The 23,984-nt window shown below is 62.1% G+C and carries 23 protein-coding genes and 2 pseudogenes; 15 read left to right on the top strand and 10 right to left on the bottom strand.

Annotated elements, in window-relative coordinates:
* Positions 1-483: 483 nt before the first annotated feature.
* Positions 484-775 (bottom strand): annotated as a pseudogene (locus ABIE33_RS25160) (GIY-YIG nuclease family protein).
* Positions 776-959: 184 nt separating this feature from the next.
* Positions 960-2,837 (bottom strand): DNA helicase RecQ, encoded by a 1,878-nt coding sequence (gene recQ, locus ABIE33_RS25155; RefSeq protein WP_429130531.1) that lies wholly within the window; start codon positions 2,835-2,837, stop codon positions 960-962.
* Positions 2,838-3,034: 197 nt separating this feature from the next.
* Here recQ and ABIE33_RS25150 point away from each other — a divergent pair, with 197 nt between their 5' ends.
* Positions 3,035-3,874: a glycosyl transferase gene (locus ABIE33_RS25150; RefSeq protein ID WP_429130530.1), complete on the top strand. Its 840-nt coding sequence runs from the start codon at positions 3,035-3,037 to the stop codon at positions 3,872-3,874.
* A 57-nt stretch (positions 3,875-3,931) separates the two neighbouring features.
* Here ABIE33_RS25150 and dnaG read toward each other — a convergent pair whose 3' ends face one another.
* Complete coding sequence (gene dnaG / locus ABIE33_RS25145; RefSeq protein WP_429130529.1) at positions 3,932-5,950, bottom strand: DNA primase; 2,019 nt, start codon at positions 5,948-5,950, stop codon at positions 3,932-3,934.
* Between the two features lie 365 nt (positions 5,951-6,315).
* On the opposite strand from dnaG, the gene ABIE33_RS25140 reads away from it, so the two are divergent.
* Positions 6,316-6,558, top strand: a complete 243-nt coding sequence (locus ABIE33_RS25140) for a hypothetical protein (protein ID WP_429130528.1) — start codon at positions 6,316-6,318, stop codon at positions 6,556-6,558.
* Here ABIE33_RS25140 and ABIE33_RS25135 read toward each other — a convergent pair.
* Entirely contained in the window at positions 6,539-6,988 is a 450-nt protein-coding gene (locus tag ABIE33_RS25135) for a GatB/YqeY domain-containing protein (RefSeq protein WP_429130527.1), read from the bottom strand. The genes ABIE33_RS25140 and ABIE33_RS25135 overlap by 20 nt on opposite strands.
* Before the next feature lie 326 nt (positions 6,989-7,314).
* Between ABIE33_RS25135 and carA the strand changes: the two genes are divergently transcribed.
* Positions 7,315-8,520 (top strand): glutamine-hydrolyzing carbamoyl-phosphate synthase small subunit, encoded by a 1,206-nt coding sequence (gene carA, locus ABIE33_RS25130; protein WP_429130526.1) that lies wholly within the window; start codon positions 7,315-7,317, stop codon positions 8,518-8,520.
* Between the two features lie 333 nt (positions 8,521-8,853).
* Here carA and ABIE33_RS25125 read toward each other — a convergent pair whose 3' ends face one another.
* A complete protein-coding gene (locus tag ABIE33_RS25125) occupies positions 8,854-9,744 on the bottom strand; it encodes a LysR substrate-binding domain-containing protein (RefSeq protein WP_429130525.1) in 891 nt (296 codons plus the stop codon).
* A 115-nt stretch (positions 9,745-9,859) separates the two neighbouring features.
* On the opposite strand from ABIE33_RS25125, the gene ABIE33_RS25120 reads away from it, so the two are divergent.
* The 4 genes and pseudogenes from ABIE33_RS25120 (at position 9,860) to ABIE33_RS25105 (ending at position 11,984) form a co-directional block, all read left to right on the top strand.
* Positions 9,860-10,621, top strand: a complete 762-nt coding sequence (locus ABIE33_RS25120) for an SDR family oxidoreductase (RefSeq protein ID WP_429130524.1) — start codon at positions 9,860-9,862, stop codon at positions 10,619-10,621.
* 21 nt (positions 10,622-10,642) lie between these two features.
* A pseudogene (locus ABIE33_RS25115) lies at positions 10,643-11,098 on the top strand (NAD(P)-dependent oxidoreductase); the annotation flags it as partial.
* Between the two features lie 30 nt (positions 11,099-11,128).
* Positions 11,129-11,512 (top strand): hypothetical protein, encoded by a 384-nt coding sequence (locus ABIE33_RS25110; RefSeq protein ID WP_429130536.1) that lies wholly within the window; start codon positions 11,129-11,131, stop codon positions 11,510-11,512.
* Positions 11,513-11,678: 166 nt separating this feature from the next.
* Positions 11,679-11,984 carry an XRE family transcriptional regulator gene (locus ABIE33_RS25105; protein ID WP_429130523.1) on the top strand — a complete coding sequence of 102 codons (306 nt, stop codon included), beginning with the start codon at positions 11,679-11,681 and terminating at the stop codon, positions 11,982-11,984.
* Between the two features lie 369 nt (positions 11,985-12,353).
* Here ABIE33_RS25105 and ABIE33_RS25100 read toward each other — a convergent pair whose 3' ends face one another.
* Positions 12,354-13,556, bottom strand: a complete 1,203-nt coding sequence (locus ABIE33_RS25100) for a pyridoxal phosphate-dependent aminotransferase (RefSeq protein ID WP_429130522.1) — start codon at positions 13,554-13,556, stop codon at positions 12,354-12,356.
* A gap of 481 nt (positions 13,557-14,037) precedes the next feature.
* On the opposite strand from ABIE33_RS25100, the gene ABIE33_RS25095 reads away from it, so the two are divergent.
* The 3 genes from ABIE33_RS25095 to ABIE33_RS25085 all read left to right on the top strand — a co-directional run bounded on the left by ABIE33_RS25095 (position 14,038) and on the right by ABIE33_RS25085 (position 18,327).
* Positions 14,038-16,398 carry a marine proteobacterial sortase target protein gene (locus ABIE33_RS25095; RefSeq protein WP_429130521.1) on the top strand — a complete coding sequence of 787 codons (2,361 nt, stop codon included), beginning with the start codon at positions 14,038-14,040 and terminating at the stop codon, positions 16,396-16,398.
* A complete protein-coding gene (locus tag ABIE33_RS25090) occupies positions 16,388-17,056 on the top strand; it encodes a class GN sortase (RefSeq protein WP_429130520.1) in 669 nt (222 codons plus the stop codon). Before ABIE33_RS25095 ends, ABIE33_RS25090 begins: the two co-directional genes overlap by 11 nt.
* A gap of 86 nt (positions 17,057-17,142) precedes the next feature.
* The gene (locus ABIE33_RS25085; protein ID WP_429130519.1) at positions 17,143-18,327 is read left to right on the top strand and encodes a PQQ-dependent sugar dehydrogenase; all 1,185 of its coding nucleotides are present in this window, start codon (positions 17,143-17,145) and stop codon (positions 18,325-18,327) included.
* A 182-nt stretch (positions 18,328-18,509) separates the two neighbouring features.
* On the opposite strand, the gene ABIE33_RS25080 is transcribed toward ABIE33_RS25085, so the two are convergent.
* Positions 18,510-18,938 carry a hypothetical protein gene (locus tag ABIE33_RS25080; protein WP_429130518.1) on the bottom strand — a complete coding sequence of 143 codons (429 nt, stop codon included), beginning with the start codon at positions 18,936-18,938 and terminating at the stop codon, positions 18,510-18,512.
* A 130-nt stretch (positions 18,939-19,068) separates the two neighbouring features.
* On the opposite strand from ABIE33_RS25080, the gene ABIE33_RS25075 reads away from it, so the two are divergent.
* Positions 19,069-19,965 carry a DMT family transporter gene (locus ABIE33_RS25075; protein ID WP_429130517.1) on the top strand — a complete coding sequence of 299 codons (897 nt, stop codon included), beginning with the start codon at positions 19,069-19,071 and terminating at the stop codon, positions 19,963-19,965.
* Positions 19,966-20,043: 78 nt separating this feature from the next.
* On the opposite strand, the gene ABIE33_RS25070 is transcribed toward ABIE33_RS25075, so the two are convergent.
* Positions 20,044-20,325, bottom strand: coding sequence for a hypothetical protein (locus tag ABIE33_RS25070; RefSeq protein WP_429130516.1), 282 nt, complete (start codon positions 20,323-20,325; stop codon positions 20,044-20,046).
* A gap of 344 nt (positions 20,326-20,669) precedes the next feature.
* Here ABIE33_RS25070 and ABIE33_RS25065 point away from each other — a divergent pair, with 344 nt between their 5' ends.
* Positions 20,670-20,885: a cold-shock protein gene (locus ABIE33_RS25065; RefSeq protein ID WP_025427905.1), complete on the top strand. Its 216-nt coding sequence runs from the start codon at positions 20,670-20,672 to the stop codon at positions 20,883-20,885.
* 142 nt (positions 20,886-21,027) lie between these two features.
* Positions 21,028-21,465 carry a BA14K family protein gene (locus ABIE33_RS25060; RefSeq protein ID WP_429130515.1) on the top strand — a complete coding sequence of 146 codons (438 nt, stop codon included), beginning with the start codon at positions 21,028-21,030 and terminating at the stop codon, positions 21,463-21,465.
* Positions 21,466-21,573: 108 nt separating this feature from the next.
* Here the strand turns inward: ABIE33_RS25060 and ABIE33_RS25055 are convergent, their stop codons facing one another.
* Together ABIE33_RS25055 and ABIE33_RS25050 are read right to left on the bottom strand one after the other, a co-directional pair.
* The gene (locus ABIE33_RS25055; protein WP_053248253.1) at positions 21,574-22,215 is read right to left on the bottom strand and encodes an MBL fold metallo-hydrolase; all 642 of its coding nucleotides are present in this window, start codon (positions 22,213-22,215) and stop codon (positions 21,574-21,576) included.
* Positions 22,216-22,284: 69 nt separating this feature from the next.
* Entirely contained in the window at positions 22,285-22,449 is a 165-nt protein-coding gene (locus tag ABIE33_RS25050) for a hypothetical protein (RefSeq protein WP_429130514.1), read from the bottom strand.
* Between the two features lie 244 nt (positions 22,450-22,693).
* Between ABIE33_RS25050 and ABIE33_RS25045 the strand changes: the two genes are divergently transcribed.
* A complete protein-coding gene (locus ABIE33_RS25045; protein ID WP_429130513.1) occupies positions 22,694-23,317 on the top strand; it encodes a DUF1236 domain-containing protein in 624 nt (207 codons plus the stop codon).
* A 335-nt stretch (positions 23,318-23,652) separates the two neighbouring features.
* Positions 23,653-23,919, top strand: a complete 267-nt coding sequence (locus tag ABIE33_RS25040; protein WP_025427909.1) for a hypothetical protein — start codon at positions 23,653-23,655, stop codon at positions 23,917-23,919.
* Positions 23,920-23,984: the final 65 nt, after the last annotated feature.

Genomic DNA, 23,984 nt, shown 5'->3' with positions numbered 1-23,984 from the left:
GAGACGATCACCCGCTCCGACTTGTAAAGACCTGACGATTTCAACCCGTCGAGTTCCGAGCGGAGATGCGAAAGAAAAGCACTGGTCATGGCGGGCCGCTTTCACTGTGAAAAGGACGTTTCGTGCCAGACGAGTACCACGACAGCTTTCCCGTTGCAGCAAATTCCAGCGACCAAGCCGCGCCTGGCAGCGGTAGCGAGAGAAAACGACAGGGCATTTCGCAACAGGCCAGCTTGCCTGAAATTTTATGTCGCGCTCTTAGTCATGCAAGACAGATTGCTTCGGTGGCAGCGACGCTTGAGTGCGCGCGCGATATACCCCTCAAACACAATCTATTGCGCCGCCGACGCGGCGCGCTGGATTCCTGTGACAAGCACAGGAATGAGGATAGCGAGTGTAGCCGCCGCCATCCCATTGAAGATCTCGCCCCGACAGTCACGGCGATGTCCTCCGCCCGCTTGAGGCGATGTGGCGGGTCATTGGTCAGAGCGCATGAAGATAGGACGAGATGTCCTCCCAATCCGGGTTCATCTGTTCGATCAGATTCAGCTTCCACTTTCGTGGCCATTTCTTGATCGTTTTCTCCCGCGTAATAGCGACCGTCAACAAGTCGAATTCCTCAAACCAGACCAGCGTCTTGACATCATATCTTGAGGTGAAGCCGGGTGTGAGGCCATTTTGATGTTCGTAAAGCCGGGCAGCAAGGTCCTTCGTGACGCCGACATACAGTCGTGCCGTTTCGCTTTGACGCAAGGATGTAAACGTAGCCCTTCATGGGATATGAGATTGATAGCGGTGCGGTGGACGCACAAGTAAAAATTGCAGGCGATCACGAGATTCCGACCTCGCGTCCCCTCATTCCTGTGCTTGTCACAGGAATCCAGCAGCGCCGCGTCGGCGGCGCGATAGACTAACTCTTCTGAAAGCGAACCCGCACCACCTTTGCCGGACTTGCAGGCTCACCCGTCCAGATACCCGTCGATGACAGCCAGAAACGCCTCGCCGTAACGCTCGCGTTTGCTTTCGCCGATGCCGGGGATATCGAGCAGTTCGTCGAAGCCGCGCGGGCGCTCCTTGGCAAGCGCGATCAGCGTCGCATCTGGAAAGACGACGTAGGGCGGCACGTTCAGGTCCTTGGCGATGGTGAAGCGCTCGGCGCGCAGCAGTTCGAACAGTTCGAGGTCGGAGCCGGCGAGGTCGGCGCGCTCGCGCTGACTGCCCGATTTTGCCTGCCGTGCCGCCTTGCCCGTCTGCGAGCGGTCCTTGCGAAACAGCACCTGTCGCTCGCGCTTGAACACGGCACGGGCCTCCGGTTCGAGTTTGATTGCGCCGAAGGCCGTGTGATCGACGCTGACGAGACCGGCGGCCAGCAATTGCCGAAACACCGATTGCCAGGTGCGAGCAGGCAGATCCTTGCCGGCACCGAAGACCGGGATGTCGACATGGCCGAAACGCTCGGTCTTTTCGTTGACGGTCCCCATCAGCACGTCGACGACATGGCCGGTGCCAAAACGCTCTCCGGTGCGGTAAACGGCGGCAAGCGCCTTGATCGCAGCCTCGGTTCCGTCCCAGGTTTCCACAGGCTTCAGACAGGTGTCGCAATGGCCGCAGCGGCCGGGATGCGCCTCACCGAAATGCGCGAGAATTGCCTGACGGCGACAACCGGCCGTCTCGCAGATCGCCAGCAGTGCATTCAGCTTCCCGCGCTCGATGCGCTTGATTTCATCCGCCGCCCCGCCCTCGTCGATCATCCGGCGGCGCTGCAGCACGTCGGCCATGCCATAGGCCATCCAGACCTCGGACGGTTGGCCGTCGCGACCGGCGCGGCCGGTTTCCTGATAATAGGCCTCGACCGAGCCCGGCAGATCGAGATGGGCGACATAGCGCACATCCGGCTTGTCGATGCCCATGCCGAAGGCGACGGTTGCGACCAGGCAGAGGCTTTCCTCTTTTAGAAATGCGTCCTGATGGGTGTCGCGCAGCGTCCGGTCCATGCCGGCGTGATAGGGCAGCGCGCGAATGCCCTGCCCGTTCAACCATTCCGCCGTATCGTCGACCTTGGCACGCGACAGGCAATAGACGATGCCGGACGATCCGCGGAAGCGGGAGACAAAGCGCAGCAACTGCTGGCGCGGCTGGTCGCGCTCGACGATTTCGTAGGCGATGTTCGGACGGTCGAAACTGGTGGTGAAGACCGCAGCGTCCTGCAGCGACAGCCGTTCGATGATGTCGTCGCGGGTATGCGGGTCTGCCGTCGCCGTCAGCGCGATGCGCGGCACGCCGGGATAGCGCTCGGCAAGCAGGCCGAGGGTGCGATATTCCGGTCGGAAATCATGGCCCCACTGCGAGACGCAATGGGCCTCGTCGATGGCGAAAAGCGCGATGCGCGCATTGCCGATGAGATCGGCGAAACCGTCGGTGACGATGCGCTCGGGCGTGACGTAAAGCAGGTCAAGTGTGCCATCAGAAATCTGCCGGCGCACCGCGACCGCCTCCTCGCGCGTTAGTGACGAATTGAGGGCAGCCGCGTTGACGCCGAGCTGCTTCAACGCCTCGACCTGATCGCGCATCAGCGCGATCAGCGGCGAAACGACGACACCGAGGCCGGCGCGGCAAAGTGCCGGGATCTGGAAGCAGAGCGATTTTCCGGCGCCGGTCGGGAACAGAACGACGGCATCGCCGCCGGCGGCCACATGCTCGACCACCTCCTGCTGCCGGCCGCGAAAGGCGGAGTAGCCATAGACGCGCTTCAGCACATCCAGAGGTGCTGGCGCGGCTCCGTCGAAGAGATGGCCGGCGACGCCTTTGGCGCGTTGCGCCCTTTGCCCAATCTCCATCATATCTCCTTCGCGGGAATCACCTGATCATCATCGCCCAAAGCGACCGCAATGCCATAGCCTTCCGGTCAACGGAATAGAGCAAGGCAAATCGCGCCCGCTGGACGGGCGGCTTCGGACCTGTTAGCTGAACTCGCCGCCGATCCGACCCTTCCGGTCACCGGCAATCTCGTGGATTGAAAAACTGGAAAGTAACGATGTCTAGCATTCTGGCGGCAAGCGGCGGCGTCAAGCAGTTGATCTGCATCAACTGGGGGACCAAATACGGCGCGCCCTTCATCAACCGCCTCTATGCCATGGCGGCGCGCAACATCACCCCGCCCTTCACCTTCACCTGTTTCACCGACAACCGCGAAGGCCTGCGTCCGGAAATTCTCTGTGAGGATCTGCCGCCGCTGGACATCGGAAAAATGCCCGAGAAGACGCCGGGCATCTGGAACAAATCTCGGCTGTGGGGCGCCAAGCTGGGCAACCTCAGCGGACCGGTGCTGTTTCTGGACCTCGATATCGTCATCGTCGGGTCGCTCGACGACTTCTTCGAGGTCGGAGAGCCCGATGACGTGATCCTGGCGCGCAACCAGACGACGCCGTTCGAACGGCTCGGCCAGACCTCGCTGTTTCGCTTCCCGGTCGGCAAGCTGGTGCCGCTGCAGAAGAAGTTCCTGGCCGATCCGCAGGGCGTTGCAAATGAATACCGCTTCGAGCAGCGTTTCGTGACGCGCAACGCGCCGGGCGGCGTAAAGCTTTTCCCAAGGCGCTGGGTGCTGCATTTCCGCCAGGACTGCCACTGGCCGCTCCCCCTGAACTACTTCTTCGTGCCGCGCCTGCCGACCGATGCACGCGTGGTGCTTTTCCCTCGCAGCCTGCTGCCGCAGCATGCGATCGACGGACAATATGGCTACCGCGGCCGCGTAGACACACCGCTTGGCCATATCCGGCGCCTGTTTTCCGGCGACCGGCGCGAAAAGAATCCAATCCGCTACCTGCGCCACTATATCCGCCCCGCCCCATGGGTGGCCGAACATTGGCGCGAATAGTCGGCATACTGTTGAGACCGGACCGGATTTCGGCGTGGGCGAGCGATTTTTCGGCGATCAGCGCGCTGCCGGTCCCTTCACGCGGCCGGAGAGCACACCGAAGCCTTCGATGATCGCTTCCTGGTTTTCAAGCCGCGTCACTTCAAACTGAACTTCTTGCAGGGTGCGCAGCAGTTGCGGAACCGCTTCGAGGTCGCCCTCCTCTGTCGCATGCGCCAGTTCCCGCTCCAGCTCGCGCCGCTGCCAATGCAGCGCCTTGGAGCGCTGGTGCAGCGCCAGTGCCTGCAGGTACCCCTCGCGGGCATCCTCGGGTGCGGCGACGGCCGTCGCCGTCCACAGGCGGGCATAGCGGATCTGCCGATCGATGGCCGCGATCAGTTGAGCAAAACCTTCGGCGTCGAGCTGTTCCACCAGCCCTTCGCGCGTCAGGCGCGGACCATTGGCGGCAGCCGCATTGAGCACGGCCGCCCAGCAGCGCTGCAGATCACGGTGGTCGAACTCGATGGTCGAGATCTCGTCGTATTCGTCGAACAGCAGCTGCGGGTGGTTGACGATGGTGAGAGCCAGCACGCTTTCGCGCAGCGATGGCACCGCCTGCTGGCCGCTGACCAGCGACGAGCGCGCCAGCCGGTCCGAGATCGCCGTCGGGCCTGACGTGTTGGGCTGTCGCCCACCCTGCCCGCCGCGCTGGCCGCCGCCTTGCCGACCGCCACGTTCGAATTGCCGCCGCTCGCCACCGCGACCGGGGCTTGAGGCCTGCAGGAACGTATGCAGCCGGTCGCGCATGTCCTGGCCATAGTGGCGCCGCACGCTCTCGTCGGCGATGACGGCGGTAACCTGCTTCAGCCTCGCTTCAAGTTCGGCGCGCTTTTCCGGCGTGTCGAACGAGCCGCCCTGGATTTCGCGCTGCCAGACCATCTCGGCCAGCGATCTTGCATTGGCAAGCACCTGGTCGAAGGGCGCCCGCCCCTCCTGCCGCACGAGATCATCAGGGTCCTTGCCATCGGGCAGCATGGCAAACCGCACCGAACGGCCGGGCTTCAGATGCGGCAGCGCCAGATCGACGCCGCGGTTGGCGGCGCGGATGCCGGCGCCGTCGCCGTCGAAGCAGAGCACCGGCTGCGACGTCATCTTCCAGAGCAGATCGAGCTGGTTTTCGGTGAGCGCGGTTCCAAGCGGCGCAACGGCATTCTCGACGCCCGCCTGGTGCAGCGCAATGACGTCCATATAGCCTTCGACCGCGATGATCGTGGAAGCAGCATTTTCGTTTTGCCCGGCGTCGCCGGGGCGGCTGGCCCCCGACATCGCACGTCGCGCCCGGGCAAAATTGTAGAGCACGTTGCCCTTGTGGAAGAGCTCGGTCTCATTCGAATTGAGATATTTCGCCGGCGCATCCGGCGACATGGCGCGACCGCCGAAGGCAATGACCTTTTCGCGCGACGACAGGATCGGAAACATGATGCGGTCGCGGAAGCGGTCGTAGGAAACCGGCACTTCCGCGCCATGCACCACCAGGCCGCAGGCCTCGATCTGCTCCTTGCCGATGCCTTTGCCGGCCAGAAATTCCTTCAGCGCATTGCGGCTGTCGGGCGCAAAGCCGAGGCGGAAAGTCTCGATCGTGCGGCCCGTCAGCCCGCGCTCGCGCAGATAGGCGCGTGCCTTGGCGCCATTGGCGGTCTGCAACTGATCCTCGAAGAACTGGGTCGCCAGTTCCATCACATCGAGCAGGCTGGTGCGTTCCTTCTCGCGCCGCTCGGCCTGCGGGTCGGGCTGCGGCATCGCAACGCCGGCCATGTCGGCGATCTGCTGCACCGCTTCGGGGAAGCTCAAGCCTTCGAGGTCGGTGAGGAAGCGGAAGTGGTCACCGGTAACGCCGCAGCCGAAGCAATGGTAGCGGCCCTTGCGGTCCTCGCAGTGGAAGCTCGGGGATTTCTCGCCGTGGAACGGGCAGCAGGCCCAGTAGTCGCCGCGCGAGACATTGGTCTTGCGCCGATCCCAGCTGACGCGTTTGGCGATCACGTCCGAAATCGGCACGCGGTCGCGTATCTCGTCAAGAAAGGATTGTGAAAAGCGCATGGATACCTCTGATCGATCCTCCATATAGGCGGCGAAACCGCCGGACGCCACAGCGCTCAACCGCCGTGCCCGCAATTCACAGGCCAAGACAATGGCAATGACACGGGCAATAGCAAACCCGGCTTGCTGCAGGCACCCGATCGACACACGCCTAACGCGAATTTATGACTACACGCAGGCCGTGCGCCGGGCTTGACTCCGAACAGGCCCAATAGGATGAATTCGCCTCCCGAGCTCGGATGCCCTCATCATGGCCATCTCCGTCGAAGCACTTGCATCCAGCGCCGGCTTCTTCAACACGGTGGCATGATCGCACTTTATGCCGAAAACCCGCGGCTCGCCTCGATCTTCTCCTCGCAGCAGCGTTGACACATCTCAAGCGCATCCTCAGCAAGGCGACGGAATTTGGAAACGTGGGATGGGATGGCCCGTCGGGCCGCGGAAGCCTCTGGCTGTCGCAAGGCTTCATCCGGGAATATTGGGACTATCAGGCGGAGAAGTTCGCGCTGATCGATCAGGCCCATGAAAGGCTCGCCGGCGCCTTCGGTGCAGCAACGGCGCCCGCCGCAGATGAGCGGGCGCTGTCGGTTACTTCAGCAGGTCCTTGACCAGGCCGGAAGCCTTGGCGAAGTCCATCTGGCCGGGATAACGCTCCTTGAGCGCGTTCATGCACTTGCCCATGTCGCGAAGACCGTGCGCACCGGTTTCCTGGATCACCGAAGCACAGAGCTCCCTGACCTTGTCTTCCGACAGCTGGGCCGGCAGGAACTGGTTGATGATGACGATTTCCTGCCGCTCCTGCTCTGCAAGCTCCGGCCGGCCGCCCTGATCGTACATGCGGGCCGATTCCTCGCGCTGCTTGATCATCTTGGCGAGGATCTGCAGGATCTCGTCGTCGCCGACCGGATCCTTGCCCAGGCCACGGTTGGCGATATCACGATCCTTGATCGCAGCCTGGATCAGCCGCACGGTCGAGGTGCGCCGTGTGTCCTTGGCCTTCAGGGCTTCTTTCAGTACCTCAGCGAACTGGTCGCGCATGTCTTTCTCCATGTCGAAGCCGGCCCGCGCTGCTCTTGCCCGGAACCGGTTCGATGCGTCAATGTTGTCGTCGTCTTAAACCAGTGTGGCAGGTGCAATCAAACGGATTACACAACCGCTTGAATTAAAAGGAATTTTATTTCCGGACAATTCACAGCGGCTGGTTGACCGGGCTTTGCGCTTTGGCTATTTTCCCGCACCTGCACGACATCGGCATGTGAGCACTTTTCGCGGGGATTCCGCGCGTCCATGCCTGAGCACATGAAATGGCGATCAGCCGCCGGGCTTTCAAGCCCCGCGCTCCACGCCACAACGGGATAGGAACGATGACCGCGACACCCGCATGGACCACTGAAAAACCCACCGCTTTGCTCGTTCTTGCCGACGGCACCGTAATCGAAGGCAAGGGCATCGGCGCAACCGGCAAGGTGCAGGCGGAAGTCTGCTTCAACACGGCACTGACCGGCTACCAGGAAATCCTGACGGACCCTTCCTATCTCAGCCAGATCGTTACCTTCACCTTCCCGCATATCGGCAATATCGGCGCCAATGACGAGGACATCGAAGACCTGACGCCGGCAGCTCGCCACGGCGCGGTCGGCGTCATCTTCAAGGCCGACATCACCGAGCCGTCGAACTACCGTGCCGTCAAGCACCTCGACGCCTGGCTGAAGGCGCGCGGCATCATCGGCCTTTGCGGCATCGACACTCGCGCGTTGACCGCCTGGATCCGCGAAAACGGCATGCCCAACGCCGTCATCGCCCACGACCCTTCCAGCGTCTTCGACATCGAAACGCTGAAGAAGGAAGCCAAGGCCTGGAGCGGGCTTGAGGGCCTCGACCTCGCCAAGGTTGCTACCTCCGGCCAGTCGTCGCAGTGGACCGAGAAGCCCTGGGTCTGGGACGAAGGCTATTCGACGCTCGGCGATGCCGAGGCCGACTATCACGTCGTCGCGCTGGACTACGGCGTCAAGCGCAACATCCTGCGCCTCTTCACCGGCCTCAATGCCCGCGTCACCGTGATGCCGGCAACGACCAGCGCCGAAGAAGTGCTTGCCCAGAAGCCGGACGGCATTTTCCTCTCGAACGGCCCGGGCGACCCGGCGGCAACCGGCGAATACGCCGTGCCGGTCATCCAGGACCTGCTGAAGAGCGACATCCCGGTGTTCGGCATCTGCCTCGGCCACCAGATGCTGGCGCTGGCGCTCGGCGGCAAGACCGAGAAGATGCACCAGGGCCACCATGGCGCCAATCATCCGGTCAAGGACCACACCACCGGCAAGGTCGAAATCGTCTCGATGAACCACGGCTTCGCGGTCGATTCGAAGTCGCTGCCGGAAGGCGTTGAAGAGACGCACATTTCGCTGTTCGACGGCACCAATTGCGGCCTGCGCGTCTCCGGCAAGCCGGTGTTCTCGGTGCAGCATCATCCGGAGGCCTCGCCGGGCCCGCAGGACAGCCACTACCTCTTCCGCCGGTTCATGAACCTCGTGCGCGAGAAGAAGGGCGAGCCGGCGCTCGCCGAGCGCTGAGAGCGCGACCGAGACAGGTATTGAAGGCCCGCTCCAAGCGGGCCTTCTGCATAATGGCCAACTGTTGGAATGCCCGCTTAACGTGAGGCTCGTTCAGTCCCCCCTCATTCCGGCCTTGTGCCGGAATCCAGCGACCTGACGTCCGTCAGGTCAAAAGACCTTTCAGCCCAAGGACATGGGCTTCCTTCATTCCTGTGACAGGCACAGGAATGAAGGGGGATTTTGGCTAGCGCCGAGCCTTCCCAACGACTGGCGTTGATTTTGTCGGCAGTCTCAGGGCCCGGTCGGGGTGGGCTTTTCTTTTCGAGCATGTGCTTTCACTGCCCCCAAGCCTCACCCTGCCGGCAGATGCGCGGCGATGAAATCGACCACCGCGCGCACCGACGGCAGCTGACCGCGCCGATGCGGCATCAACAGCGTCGTGGTCACGCTGCCCGCCTCCCAGTCTGGCAGAACGCGCACGAGGCTGCCTGCCTCGATTTCCGCCCGGCAGATTTTTCGAGGCAGCGCGGTGATGCCGAGGCCGGAGACGGCGGCGGAGAGCAGCACATGGGATTCGTCCGCGAGGAAACGCGGCTCGGGCCGAACCCTGACGACCACGCCCGCTTCGTTGCGCATCGTCCATCCCTCTGAGGTCAGGGACGCCAGGAGCCCGTCGTGACGAGAAAGGTCGCTGGGGTCGCGCGGGTCCCCGCGCCTTTCGAGATAGGCCGGCGCTGCCACCAGCAGAATCGCATCCGTTGCCACCCGCCGCTGTACCATCCCGGAATCCGGTAATGGCGCGAAGTGATCGCGCACGGCAATGTCGAAGCCCTCCTGGACGACATCGACGAAACGGTCGGTCGCGTGCAGCATCACCCGCATCTTCGGGTATGCGAGCGCCAGCGGCGGCAGGAGCCCCGCCAGCATCATCTGCGCCGTCGGCACCGAGGCGGTGATCCTGACCGTGCCGCTCGGCTCGGCGAGCCGCCCCTTGACGATGGCTTCCGCCGCCTCCGCCTCGATCAGCATCGCCGCGGCATGCCGATAAAAATCCTCGCCGATCTCGGTCACGGTGAAGCGGCGCGACGTGCGGTTGATCAGCCTGACGCCGAGCGTCTTTTCCAGCTCGGCCACGCGCTTGCTCAGCGTCGATTTCGGCACATTGAGCGCGCGTGCCGCCGGCGCGAACCCTTTGTGATCGACCACATGGGCAAAGACGATGAAGTCGTTGAGATTGCGCATTGCAGGATCCAATGTCTACAAACGTGGACGATAGATCCACATCTGCCGGGCTTCCGCAATATCGTCCATGAATTTATCTCTTCTCCATCGAAACCGAACATCGAAGGAAAAGAACATGGGCAACTATCAAGGCAAGAAGGCTGTCGTCATCGGCGGCACGCATGGCATGGGCCTGGCGACGGTCGAGCGGCTCGTCGACGGCGGCGCCGAGGTGCTTTTGACCGGTAACAACGAGGCAAACCTTGCCAAGATCCAGGAGCGCTTCGGGTCACGTGTCCATGCGGTAAAATCCGATATCTCTGATCTTGGCGAGATCGCCGTGCTCGGGGCGACGGTCGGGCAGAAGCTGGGTTCGATCGACCTCTTGCATGTCAATGCCGGCACGTCGCTGCTCGAACCGTTCGACCAGGTGACGGAGGCCTCCTACGATCGCCAGTTCACCATCAACACCAAGGGTGCCTTCTTCACCGTTCAACGGTTGGCGCCGCTGATCCGCGACGGCGGCTCGATCGTCTTCACCTCGTCCGTTGCCGATGTCGGCGGCCATGCGGGCATGGCGGTCTATAGCGGCAGCAAGGCGGCTCTCATTTCGTTTGCTTCCGTCTTTGCCGCCGAACTGTTGCCGCGCGGCATCCGTGTGAATTCGGTCAGCCCCGGCTTCATCGACACACCGACCAAGGGCGTGGCCGACATTACCGACGCGGAGCGGGCCGAGTTCAAGGCGCTGGGCGACGCGATCACGCCGATGGGCCGCAACGGAACCGCCGACGAAGTCGCCCGCGCCGTACTGTTCCTCGCCTTCGACGCGACCTTCACTACCGGCGCAAGGCTGACGGTCGATGGCGGCCTCGGCCAGCAATTGTCGCCGACAGCCTGAAACGAACGGAAACGGAGAAGCCTCATGTCCAATACAATCTCGGTCATCGGCCTGGGCGCGATGGGCACGGCACTTGCCAACGCCCTCATCGACGCCGGCAACGCAACAACGGTCTGGAACCGCACATCGGCGCGTGCCGATGCGCTGGTTGCTCGTGGCGCAAGCCACGCCGAAACGGTCACCGAGGCCATCGCAGCGAGCGACCTGATCGTCCTGTGCCTCACCGACTACGCCGCCGTCGAAGCCATCCTTCACGACGTCGGTCCTGACCTCGCCGGCAAGACGATCGTCAACCTCACCAATGGTCGTCCGGACGAGGTCCGGGCGATTACTACCCGCCTTGGGCAATACGGCGCGCACTATCTCGACGGCGGCATCATGGCGACGCCGCCGATGATCGGCTCGCCGCACGCCTTCCTGCTCTACAGCGGCAGCGCCGATGCTTTCGCCGCAGCCAGGGCTCAACTCGCGGCCTTCGGCCAGAGCCACTATCTCGGCGAGGATCCGATCCTCGCCGCGGTCAACGACCTCGCTCTGCTTTCGGCGATGTACGGCCTCTTCGGCGGTTATCTCCACGCAACAGCACTTGCCGGCAGCGTCGGCGTCACGGCAAAGCAGTTCCTGTCCCTGGTCGAGCCTTGGCTTACGGCAATGATGACAGCCCTGCCCGACTATGCCGAACGGATCGACAGCGGCGATCATGCCCGCAACGTCATGTCGAACCTGGCGATGCAGTCGGTGGCGATCACCAACATCGTCGCTGCAAGCCGCAGCCAGGGCATCGATCCGGCTTTCATGGAGCCGATGGAAAGACTAGCGCAAAAGCGCCTCGCCGGCGGCTTCGGCACCGACGAGGTCTCCGGCATCATCGAGGCGATGCGGACGAAATAGGCTTCCGAATTCAACGCATGGCCGATATCGGTGAAGGTCCATCCGGCTCCTGCCGAGCCCCCCACCGGTGGAGGCAAACGGTCCGCGGTCGAAAGGTCGCGGGCCACTTGCTTGCGGTTGACCCGTCGCAACCCTTCGCGCATCCTCACCGCAACTGGAGGTGACGATGATTACAGGTTCACAGTGCCGCGCCGCCCGGGCGCTGATCGAAATTTCCCGCGAGATGCTGGCGAGCTTTTCGGGCGTCGACGAAGACACGATCCTGAAGTTCGAGCGCAAGATGGAAACACCCGCCAACGAGGTGATCCTGTCGCTGACGCATGCGCTCGAAAATGCCGGCGCCGTGTTTCTGCCCGAAGGCGAGCGCGGCATCGGCGTCTGCCTGAAGTTCACCCGCTCCGAGGCGCGTCGCCTCTCCATTCTCGAAAGCGAGGGCGGCGTCGTCGGTGACGACGAAGTTCCCGGCGCTTGAAGTTCATTACTGATTTCAACGCCTTAGCCGACACGTTTGAATCAGTTTGACCGCTTCTTGAATCGGTTTGCCAACAAAAATCCCACCGTTTCCGGCAGGCTCTCAGACTGCTGATAAAGTCAGCCCTCATAGATGGCGGGCCATCAGGAGGGCCCCCATTCCTGTGCCCGTCACAGGAATCTAGCCAGCCCAAGTCCTTGGGCTGAAGGGTCCTTTGACCTGACGGACGTCAGCTCACTGGATCGGGCACAAGGCCGGAATGAGGGAGCACTGGATGAGCCTTCCGTCAAACAGGCCTTCTCAAGGGTCTGCAGCAATAAAAAGCCCGCCGTTTCCGGCGGGCTTTCTCATCGCATGAAATGTCTGAGCTTACTTGCAAGCCGCGCAGAAACGCTGGATGCGGCGGCAGGCTTCCTCGAGCTGTGCTTCCGACGTCGCGTAGGAGATGCGGAAGTTCGGGCCAAGGCCAAAGGCCGAGCCGTGCACGACGGCAACGCCTTCGGATTCGAGCAATTCGGAGACGAAGTCTTCGTCGGTCTCGATGACCTTGCCCGACGGCGCGGTCTTGCCGATGAGGCCGGCGCAGGACGGATACACGTAGAAGGCGCCTTCCGGCGTTGGGCAGGCAATGCCCTTGGCCTGGTTCAGCATCGACACTACGAGATCACGGCGACCTTCGAAGATCTTCTTGTTCTCGGGGATGAAGTCCTGCGTGCCGTTGAGCGCCTCGACGGCAGCCCACTGCGCAATCGAGGTTGCGCCCGAGGTCTGCTGGCCCTGGATCATGTCCATGGCCTTGATTAGCTGCAGCGGGCCGGCTGCATAGCCGATGCGCCAGCCGGTCATGGCATAGGCCTTGGAGACGCCGTTCATCGTCAGCGTACGGTCGTAGAGGCCGGGCTCGACCTCGACAGGCGTTGCGAACTTGAAGTCGCCATAGGTCAGGTGCTCGTACATATCGTCGGTCAGCACCCAGACGTGCGGGTGCTTCATCAAGACGTCGGTCAGCGCCTTGAGTTCGGCGTGGCTGTAGGCAGCGCCCGACGGGTTGGACGGCGAGTTGAAGATGAACCACTTGGTCTTCGGCGTGATCGCCTTGTCCAGGTCTTCGGCCGTAAGCTTGAAGTTGTTTTCCTGCGTGGCCGAGACGAACACCGGCGTGCCGCCGCACAGCGCCACCATCTCCGGGTAGGAAACCCAGTAGGGCGCCGGGATGACAACTTCATCGCCCGCGTTCAGGGTCGCCATGAAGGCGTTGAAAAGAATCTGCTTTCCGCCGGTGCCGACGATCGTCTGGGCGGCGGTGTAGTCGAGGTTGTTCTCGCGCTTGAACTTCTTGGCGATCGCTTCGCGCAGTTCAGGAATGCCGGAAACCGGCGTGTACTTCGTCTCGCCGCGGTTGATCGCGTCGATCGCGGCCTTCTTGATATTATCAGGCGTGTCGAAATCCGGCTCCCCTGCACCAAGGCCGATCACGTCGCGTCCCTTCGCTTTCAGCTCGCGGGCTTTCTGCGAAACGGCGATGGTGGCGGAAGGCTTTACACGGGAAAGAGCATCGGCAAGGAAGGCCATGATGAAAGGTCCTGATCGTTTCGAGACGCGGTGAACGCTACGGAACGAAAAAGCCAGGCTCCATAGCGGTTAGGTCTATGTCGAAAGACGCCCGGTCTTGCAAGCGCCAGAGCCTGAAAAACCGCCGGGAATGCGGGCAAAATGCGTCACCATGACAAAGTTTCATGAGTGCGATCAGCAATCACGATCGTCGCTCGATACCGGATCGACGTCCGCCGGCAACTACAACGGGACACACGTGTTGCGGCACTCGTCACCGAACCTCGTCTCCAGCTGGCGTCATCGGACACGGAAACAGCATCGATCAAGTACGTGCCGCGGTCCCGATTTATTCAGAGAAATCAGCGGATTTCGGCTTTTTCCGAAAAGCCTTATTTTGGCCACAACAACTGTCGCGGAACGCCGCAATTCCGTCCCGCAACAGCCGGTTTCCGGGCCTTTCATCCCATAATCCGATCGCATCGCATCACGGGGGTGTGCAATGTTTCTCGACGACGAAATCGCTGAATCACGGACACGGCAGAACGAGGCGCGCTGGGGCATGTATCTGGCGCTTGCGGCACTCGCCGCGTGCATCGTGATGATCATCGGGTTGATGACCCAGGCCGCCGCCCAGACGGCAAGTGCCCAACCGCAGCAGATGGCCGGCTATGTCAGGCCCAACGACATGGGCACCGGCGCCCTGCTCTTCCCTTCCAAGGAGCCCGGCTATTTCGTCGAGGCGCCGCGACTGGCGACCGACGTTCAGATCGACGTCAACGGCCCGATCATGCGCACCCGGGTAACGCAGCGGTTCCAGAACCCGAGCAAGGGATGGGTCGAAGGCACCTATGTCTTCCCGCTTCCCGATGATTCCGCCGTCGACACCCTGAAGATGCAGATCGGCGACCGCTTCATCGAAGGTCAGATCAAGCCGCGTCAGGCGGCAAAGGAGATCTACGAGCAGGCAAAGGCCGAAGGCAAGAAGGCAGCACTTCTCGAACAGCAGCGCCCCAACCTCTTCACCAATCAGGTCGCCAATATCGGCCCCGGCGAAACGGTGGTGGTGCAGATCGAGTACCAGAGCGGCGTGCGCCAGTCGAACGACGCCTTCACCTTCCGTTTCCCGATGGTGGTCGCGCCTCGCTACAATCCGCAGCCGATCGTCCAGACAGTCGACCTCGACAGCCGCTCCGGCTATGCCGTCAGTGATCCGGTTCCCGATCGCGAAAAGATCGAGCCGCCGGTGCTCGACCCGCGCGAAAACGCTAAGGTCAATCCGGTGACGCTGACGATCAACCTGAAGGCCGGCTTCCCGATCGGCGAGGTGACGTCGGCCTATCACGAGATCGAAACGACCACGCTCGACCAGCTTACACGACGCATCACCCTGAAGTCCGGAAGGGTTCCTGCCGACAGGGATTTCGAACTCAACTGGAAGGCGGTCGAAGGCAAGAGCCCCTATGCCGGTCTCTTCCGCGAGACCGTCGGCGGCAAGACCTATCTCCTGTCCTTCGTCACCCCGCCGGTCACGGCAACCGGGGCCGACAAGCAGGTCAGGCGCGAGGTCGTTTTCGTCATCGACAATTCCGGCTCGATGGCCGGCCCGTCGATGGAGCAGGCAAAGGAAAGCCTGGCGCTGGCGATCTCGCGACTGAAGCCGGAAGACCGGTTCAACGTCATTCGCTTCGACGACACGATGACCGTGCATTTCCCTGATCTCGTCGAGGCGACGCCCGACAAGCGGGAGGATGCCATTGCCTTCGTGCGCGGCCTGACCGCCGACGGCGGCACCGAAATGCTGCCGGCGCTGGAGGCGGCCCTGCGTACGCAAGGGCCGGTTGCCGCTGGCGCCCTTCGCCAGGTGGTGTTCCTCACCGATGGCGCCATCGGCAATGAAGGCCAGCTTTTTCAGGAGATCCAGAACAACCGCGGCGACGCGCGCGTCTTCACCGTCGGCATCGGTTCGGCGCCCAACAGCCATTTCATGACCAAGGCGGCCGAATACGGCCGTGGCACCTTCACGCTGATCGGCTCCGAAAGCCAGGTGGCCGCCCGCATGGGCGAGCTCTTCACCAAGCTCGAAAGCCCGGCAATGACGGACATTTCGGCCAGCTTCGAAGGTGGGGCCACAGGCGACATTACCCCGAACCCGATGCCCGATCTCTATCGCGGCGAGCCTGTCGTGCTGACGGCCGAACTTGACGGCACAGCCCCGGAAGGCAAGCTTCGCATCGTCGGCAAGGCCGGCGACCAGCCCTGGCGCGTCGAGATGGACATCGCCAAGGCTGCGACCGGCGAAGGTATCGCCAAGCTCTGGGCCCGCCGCAAGATCGACGATATCGAGGCAAGCGCATCGGCGATCGCCGACCCCGCAACGCTCGACAAGCAGATCGAAACCGTAGCCCTCGCCCACCATCTGGTCTCGCGTGTCACCAGCCTGGTCGCCGTCGATGCGACGCCGTCACGGCCCGCCGGCGAAAACCTGACGGAAACCGACGTGCCGCTCAACCTGCCGGCCGGCTGGGACTTCGGCAAGGTCTTCGACGAAAAGCCCGATGCGCCCGACCCCAATGCAACCGGCACGGTCGACGAGCGCGAGGCTTCGGTCGAAAGCCAAACGAAGCTCGCAATGCTGACCGCCGACCGCATGCTTGCGGCACCGACGGCGCGCGCGGCCGGCCTGATTGCCGAAGCCAACAACCAGGTGAACCTGCCGCAGACGGCGACCGAAGCAGACAAGCAGATCCTCATCGGCCTGATGCTGCTCGCCTTTGCGCTTGTTGCCGGCAGCACCTTCGTCTTCTGGCGTGGGCAGATCGCCGCCCTCGTCACTTCAGGGGTTCGACGCCATGGCCGCTGACGACGACCTGCCCGGGCCACGCCCGGGCTTCCTCGCCCGTCTTTCGGCGATCGAGACTATCGTGGTCGCGATCATTGCCCTGTTCGCCCTTGCCGGCCTGATGCTGGTCGGCAAGGGGTTTTACATGAAGGCCAAGGCCGAGGTCTCTCAGGTGCTCTTAAAGAAGAGCTTCGAGGCACAATTGCACGGAGAGGCCGACGGCAGACCCTGGCCCTGGGCCGATTTCGAAACCACAGCGGAAATCATGGCCCCGCGCCTCAACCGCTCGGCGATCGTACTTAAGGGCGCAAGCGGCCAGGCGCTTGCCTTTGGGCCTGCCTGGCTCACCAACACCCCCGTTCCCGGCGACGAAGGCACTTCGGTCATCGCCGCTCACCGCGACACGCATTTCCGCTGGCTGAAGGATGTCTCAGTGGGTGATCTGCTGGTGCTGACCCGCAAGGACGGGCGGCGCTTTCTTTTCCGCGCCGGCGAGGGCCGGGTCGCGCGCTGGGACGAGAGCGGCATCAACGCCGCCGCCAGCGGCCACAACCTGGCGCTCGCGACCTGCTTCCCTTTCGATGCGATCGAGCCGGGACCGATGCGCTACATCGTGACGGCCGAACTGGTCGGCGAGCAGCGTCCGGTGCCGCTGACGACAGGCTCGATTTCAAAATAAAGCCTTTTTGATCCGATTTGACTTGAACGAACCGGGCGACCGCTCCAGCTTGCCAGACAAGGGCATAAACGGATCGGAGATATCGAATGCGGCAGGCGCAGGCATCAAGGCTGGAAACGACCCGGACGGCGCGAACAATTCGCGCGCTGCCGCTGCTTGTCGGCCTGGTTTTGTTTGCCGCCCCATGTGCTGCTATTGCGCAGGAAACGCGCGAGTTTCCCTCTCAACACGGCGACGTGCTCGTCGAGACGCTGGCGAGCGGGCTCGAACATCCGTGGTCCGTCGAAGTGCTGCCGGACGGCAGTTACATCGTCAGCGAGCGCGCCGGTCGGCTGCGCATCATCCGCGACGGCAAGGCCTCGACGCCGCTCTCCGGCGTGCCTGAGGCGGCCGAACAGGGCCAGGGTGGCCTGCTCGACATCGCCCTTGCCCCTGATTTTGCCACCAGCCGCACGCTCTACCTGACGCTTGCGGCCAATGGCGAAGGCGGTTTTGGCACGGTCCTGGTGCGGGCGGCATTGTCGGCGGACAATACGGGCCTGACCGACGTCAAGGAAATCTTCCGGATGAACAAGCTGACCCGCAAGGGCCAGCATTTCGGCTCGCGCATCGCAATCGCGCCTGATGGCAGCCTGTTCTTCGGCATCGGCGACCGCGGCGAGCCCGAGCGCGCGCAGGATCTGCACGACCATGCCGGCGCCATCCTGCACATCAACGCCGACGGCAGCATTCCCGCCGCCAATCCCTATCGCGGCACCGAGGGCCTCCCGGAGATCTGGTCGAAGGGGCATCGCAATCCGCAGGGCATCGCCACTGACCCGAAGGACGGCACGCTTCTGACGGTAGAGCACGGGGCGCGCGGCGGCGACGAGGTCAACAACCCGCAATCCGGCCATAACTACGGCTGGCCGGTGATCACCTACGGCAAGGACTATTCTGGCGCCGAGATCGGCGAAGGCACGGCCAAGGAAGGTTTCGATCAGCCGCTCTACTACTGGGACCCCTCGATTGCACCAGGCGCGCTTGCGGTCTATCGCGGCAAGATGTTCCCGGAGTGGGATGGCAACCTGCTGGTGGCGGCGCTGAAGTATCAGCTCCTCGCCCGGCTGGAACGGGACGACACCGGCGTAGTCACCTCCGAGGAACGGCTGTTCGACGGCGAGTTCGGCCGTATCCGCGATGTCGTGGTGGCGCCGGACGGCGCGTTGCTGATGGTGACGGACGAAGAGGATGGCGCCTTGCTCAGGGTGTCCAAGGCGCCGACGCAGTAATACCAACCTGCGCTGATATTGGCCTGTTGCGCTGGAGCGATTTTGGTTTCGTGCACGGAGAAAACCGGAGCCGGATCCCCAAGCGGTCCGGTGAGGTTTGTCGACGCCATCAGGGGGCCAAAGCGCCCGCCCCTTCGGGTGGGCCGATATCAGCGCAGGTTGGCATAAATCCTCAATCGAGATCAGAGATGGGCGCGGGCGTCCTTGCGGAACAGGAACTTCAATCCGGACCAGACCGCATCGACGGCACAGACCTTGGTGTCGACGAGCCCGAGCGGCAGGAAGATCTCGCGCAAAACGTCTTCCGTCAGCGTGGTCGGAACCTTGGATGCGCGCTTGGGCCACGAGATCCACATCACCCCGTCGGCCTTGAGGCTCGCCGCAAGCGGTAGCGCCAACGCCTCAAGCTCTGCCCTCTGCCGCGCGAAGACGTGGATGTAATCGTGCCGGCGTGACGCCGGGCCGTCAGCAGAGGTTTCGCAACTGGCAAACCCGGAAAAGCCGGCAATGTCGGTCAGATCATCAGGGACGCCAAGCAACAGCGCTGACTGCCCGTTCCTCAAGCCCAGCTTGCGGACAAGCGGCGTTCTGGAATACCCGCTCTCGCTCATCTCCATCGTCCCTGTGACCCCCATCGCAATCGTCTCTGGCGGTTCACGCGGATCAACCGATGGCCGACGATGAGCCTTGCCCGGGAAAATCGCAACTGATAGACGGCGGGCCATCTGAGGAGATGCAAACATGACCCGCGTTCAGGCCAATCTGTTCCTGCTGTTTTCCGGTGCCATCTGGGGTGCCGGCTTCGTCGCCCAGTCGACGGCGATGCAGGCGATCGGCCCGCTCTGGTTCATCACGCTTCGTTTTGCCATCGCAACCCTGGTCGCGCTGCCGCTCGCCGTCGTCGAAACCAGGCGGGCACCGCAGCCATTGACCGGCAAGACCATGCGCAACTTCGTGTTTGTCGGGCTCGCGCTCTTTGCCGGCGCTGTCACGCAGCAATACGGGCTCTTGACCACCAGCGTCACAAACTCGGGCTTCCTCACCGGACTCTACGTCGTTTTCGTCCCGGTGCTGACGATCATCTTCCTCCGCCGCAAGCCGCACTGGATCATCTGGCCCGGTGCGTCGATGGCGCTGCTCGGTATCTTCCTCCTGAGCGGCGGCGCATTGTCGAGCCTGACCGGTGGGGACTATCTGACAATCGTCTGCGCCCTGTTCTGGGCATTGCAGCTGATGCTTGTCGGCATCTTCGCGCCGAGCAGCGGTCGGCCGATGCTGCTGTCGATGACGCAGTTTGCCGTTTGCGCGGTGCTCGGCTGCGTCGTCGCTTTGGCGATCGAGCCCCTGAGCATGGAGGCGGTGAAGGGGGCCCTGCCGGAAATCCTCTATGCCGGCATCTTCTCCAGCGGTGTCGCCTTCATCTGCCAGGTGGTCGGCCAGCGCTATACCACGGCGCCGCAGGCGGCGATCTTCCTGTCGAGCGAGGCGTTGTTTGCGGCCCTCTTCGGCGTGCTCTTGCTTGGGGAGATCATCACGCCTCTCGGCTATGTCGGTTGCGCCATCATCTTTGCCGCCATGCTGGTCGTCGAGATCGTGCCCGAGATCACGAAGGGCGGCCGGAAGGAAGCCGCAGCCTGAGGCGAGATAGGCATGCGCGGGGGGCCTGCAGAACTATAACCCTTGATTTTGACGGGTACTGCACTGCTGCATTACTTGTTACTGCCCCGCCCCGCAAAGCTGTTGCTTGACTTTAAAACTCCGCGATGCGGCCTGCGGATTCCCAGTTATTACTTGCAGGATTTCTGCAAGGCGAACCGACACGGTGCCTGACAGCTTCACTTGGGCAAGAAGCTTCAAACATATCAGTCGCTTGCCAAATGAATGGACTTGTTTGGCGGCCATCGCCGCCTCGCCGATTGCGGCGAAAAACGGCGCAAAGTGCTCAACTTCTCGGCACATTAGTTCAAAAAGCTGTGATTTCAACAGCTTGCGATGCATCTCCAATATCACCTGAAAAATCCGCGACTGACCGAATTTTGAGCAATGGCAAGACGCAATACCACTTCTAAAAAGTTTTGCTTGCCAATTCAAAATAAACCCATCAATCTTACTCTGTTCGGGCAATCTACGAGCATGGGAAGATCTTGAAATAAAAGCGGGCCGGAGACGCAAAAACTCCGGGTGGCCAGACTGGGGGGACGCGAGTTTGCAACCTTTCCGATGGCTGGCTGCGGTAACAGGAACCTTTCCTCAAATATCGAGAACTGCCTGCCCAACGCCCAACCGGGCAAACTGCAATGCTACCTGTCCGTCAAACGGGTAGAGAGAAAAGGACCTGACGCATGGCCGAAACTGGCACTGTAAAATTCTTCAACACCGACAAGGGCTTTGGTTTCATCAAGCCTGACAACGGTGGTGCGGATATCTTCGTACACATTTCCGCTGTCCAGGCTTCCGGCCTGAACGGCCTGTCGGAAAATCAGAAGGTAAGCTTCGACACCGAACCGGATCGCCGCGGCAAAGGCCCGAAGGCGGTCAACCTGCAGATCTCCGGATAACACCGGTTCTGCTGAAAGATTCAAGTTGAAGCCCGGCAGCGATGCCGGGTTTTTTTGTTCAGGCTCCGTTCAGTTTGGCGTGGTTAACCTTCTTTCATCATGAAGGCCGGAACCGCTCCGGACCATGCACAGGATTGAAGCCATGAACAAGTTCATCAAAGCGACGGTTCTCTCGGTCATTGCCGCCGCCTCGGTTCTCCCGACCCTCAGCACGGCTGAGGCTGGTGATTGGAACCGCCACCGGCACCATAACAACGGTGACGCCGTTGCACTCGGCGCTCTTGGCCTGGCGACCGGCGTGATCATCGGCGGCGCGATCGCCTCGCAGCCGCGTTACAGCGAGCGCGTCTATGTCGATCCGGAACCCGACTATTACGAGCCCCGCCCGGCCTACCGTTCGCGCCCGGTTTATCGCGCGCAACCTGTTGTCGTCGACAACTACGGCGACGGTTACGGCTCGCTCGAGCCCTGGACCCCGTCCTGGTACCGTTATTGCTCGCAGCGTTACCGCTCGTTCAACCCGGACAACGGCACATTCCGTGGCTATGACGGCCGCAGCTACTTCTGCAACGCCGGCTGATCGTAAAGCCGGTCACGCGATAAACAAAAAGCGCATGCCTCCCCTGGGGCATGCGCTTTTTCATTGTGACCGACCTATATCCGTCAAGGCGGATACGGGATGGTGGGGTCAAAGACCCCGCAGATAAGGGTTGGTGCGTCGCTCTTCGCCAATCTGGCCACCAGGGCCATGGCCGCAGATGAAGCCGACCTGATCGCCGAGTGGCAGGATCTTGTCGCGTATGGAATCGAGCAGTTGCTGATGATTGCCGCCCGGAAGATCGGTTCGGCCGATCGAGCCGTGGAACAGCACATCTCCGACATGGGCAAAATTCTGCGCCCGGTTGAAATAGACCACATGGCCAGGCGCATGGCCGGGGCAATGCAGGACTTCGAACACATGATTGCCGAAGGAGACAGTATCGCCGTCCTCCAGCCATTGGTCGGGCACGACGTTTTCGACCTTCATCGCCAGGCCGAATTTCTCGGCCTGCTCTTCCAGCCGTGACAGGAGCGGCAGATCGTCCTTGTGCGGCCCGATAATCGAAAGCCCGAGCGCTTCCTTCAGTTCCTTGGCACCGCCGGCATGGTCGATGTGGCCGTGCGTCAGCCAGATCGCCTTCAGCGTGATGCCGTTCTCTTGGATCGTCTGAAGGATCACGTCGACGTCGCCGCCGGGATCGACGATCACGCCTTCCTTGGTTTCAGCATCGAAGAGAACCGTGCAGTTCTGCTGGAAATGAGTAACCGGGATGATGCCCGCCTGTAGCATGCCGTCTGCGCCTCACTCAGATGTCGTTGGCACACCTATAGCGCCAAACGGCATCAGGCACAGCGCGAATTAACGCAAGGCCGCAATTTCGGCTGATGGCGATTGAGGTGTGGGGAGTTGCACGGTGGTAAGCAACAGGGCCGAGACAAGCAGCTCGACCACAACGACGATGGCCACTACCGGGCGCAAACCGTTGACGGCGGAGTTTACCGGATTAACAGCTGAATTCGACATTGAACCTCCCTCTCCTGTCCGTGCTCACCTTCTTTGCGCGGACATATCGCTGATCGCTTCCCTCGGGCGCCTGCCCGCCATCGACAGGAAGAACACCTTGATCGCGAAACGGTTCCCTCGGCGTAACGCCGGGTTGAACTGTTGCAGTTTGAGTATGTCGCATCTTCACATTTCGTGACGTTACCGAGGGAACATCCCCACCATCGCCGCGTTTGCCCCTCAGCCATAAAGAAGGAGCATGATGATGAAGAACCTTAGCAGCACCCTGTTGCGAACTGCCGCGGCTGCGGGTTTCGTACTCGTAACTGGCACCTCGGCAGCCTTCGCAGCCATGACCGCCACAACCGTCACGGACCTCAATGTCCGCGCTGGTCCTGGCCCGCAATATCCGACCGTCGGCCTGGCAATACGCGGCAGCACCGCAGTCCTTGATGGCTGCATTGAGGGCAGCAAGTGGTGCCGCATCGACGTCAACGGCCTTCGCGGCTGGGTCTATGCCCAATATCTGACCACCGATTTCGGCGGCGCGGCCGTCGTCGTTCAGGATCGACGCGCTGACCTGGCGGTTCCCGTCGTGACCTATGAGGCGCAGGCCGGCGATCCGCCACTGCCGGCACCCGGTGACGAGTTGCTCGGCCCTGTCGAAGAGGTCGAGCCGATCGTGCCGCCGGATACGGTGCGCACCTACATCACCACCAACCCCGGCGAAACCATCTACCTTGACGGCGAAGTCGTGGTCGGCGCCGAGCTGCCGCAGACAGTCGAAGTGCGCCGCGTGCCGGACTATAGCTACGACTATGTCAGCATCAACGGCCAGCCGGTTCTGGTCGAGCCGACAACACGCCGCATCGTTTACGTCTATCGCTAAACGACACAGCCCTTACGTGGGCGAATACACAACCAGCTCCAGCGGCCCGGCCGCTGGAGTTTTCGTTTGCACTGCAGCGAATCACCAGTCTTGTTGGCCACGGGTGGCTGAAACGGTCCGCAAACACTGCAGTAATTCTGTCATTTTTGGCTTTCAAAGCTCGGAAATCACGGTTTTCGGCATGAAACAGCAACATTTTAGCGAGTAAAGCCTTCACAGAAGGCAGCCGTGACTTCCTCAAATTGACAAGAGTCTAGATTCGGTCTCAACCTGTCCTTGCCGGATCATCGGCATTTGGCGGCTCGTCTTCGACGAGCCTCGATACGGAGGGATCAATGGAAGCATTAATGCCAATCATTACCCAATTGATCGCGGGGGCGGCCGGTGGCAACGCGGCCAGCGCAGTGTTGAAGCAAGGGGCATTCAGTGTCGTCGCACGCACGATCGTCGGCGCTATCGGCGGCCTCGGCGGGGGATTCCTGATCCAGATGCTCGGCGGGGAAGCGGCCGCGACTGGTCTTGCCATGCAGGCACTCGGCGGTCTCGTCGGCGGCGGTGTGTTGAGCGGCATCGTCGGGCAGTTCCTCGGCAAACAAGCCTGACGCCTTCCGAACGATATCCGTAGCAAGACAAAAGGCGGCCCGTGGCCGCCTTTTCTGCATTCTGG

Origin of the sequence: Ensifer sp. 4252 (assembly GCF_050434565.1) — a bacterium.
Classification (GTDB): domain Bacteria; phylum Pseudomonadota; class Alphaproteobacteria; order Rhizobiales; family Rhizobiaceae; genus Ensifer.
Note: the sequence above shows the minus strand (reverse complement) of the source record. Positions and strands in the feature narration are given on the sequence as shown.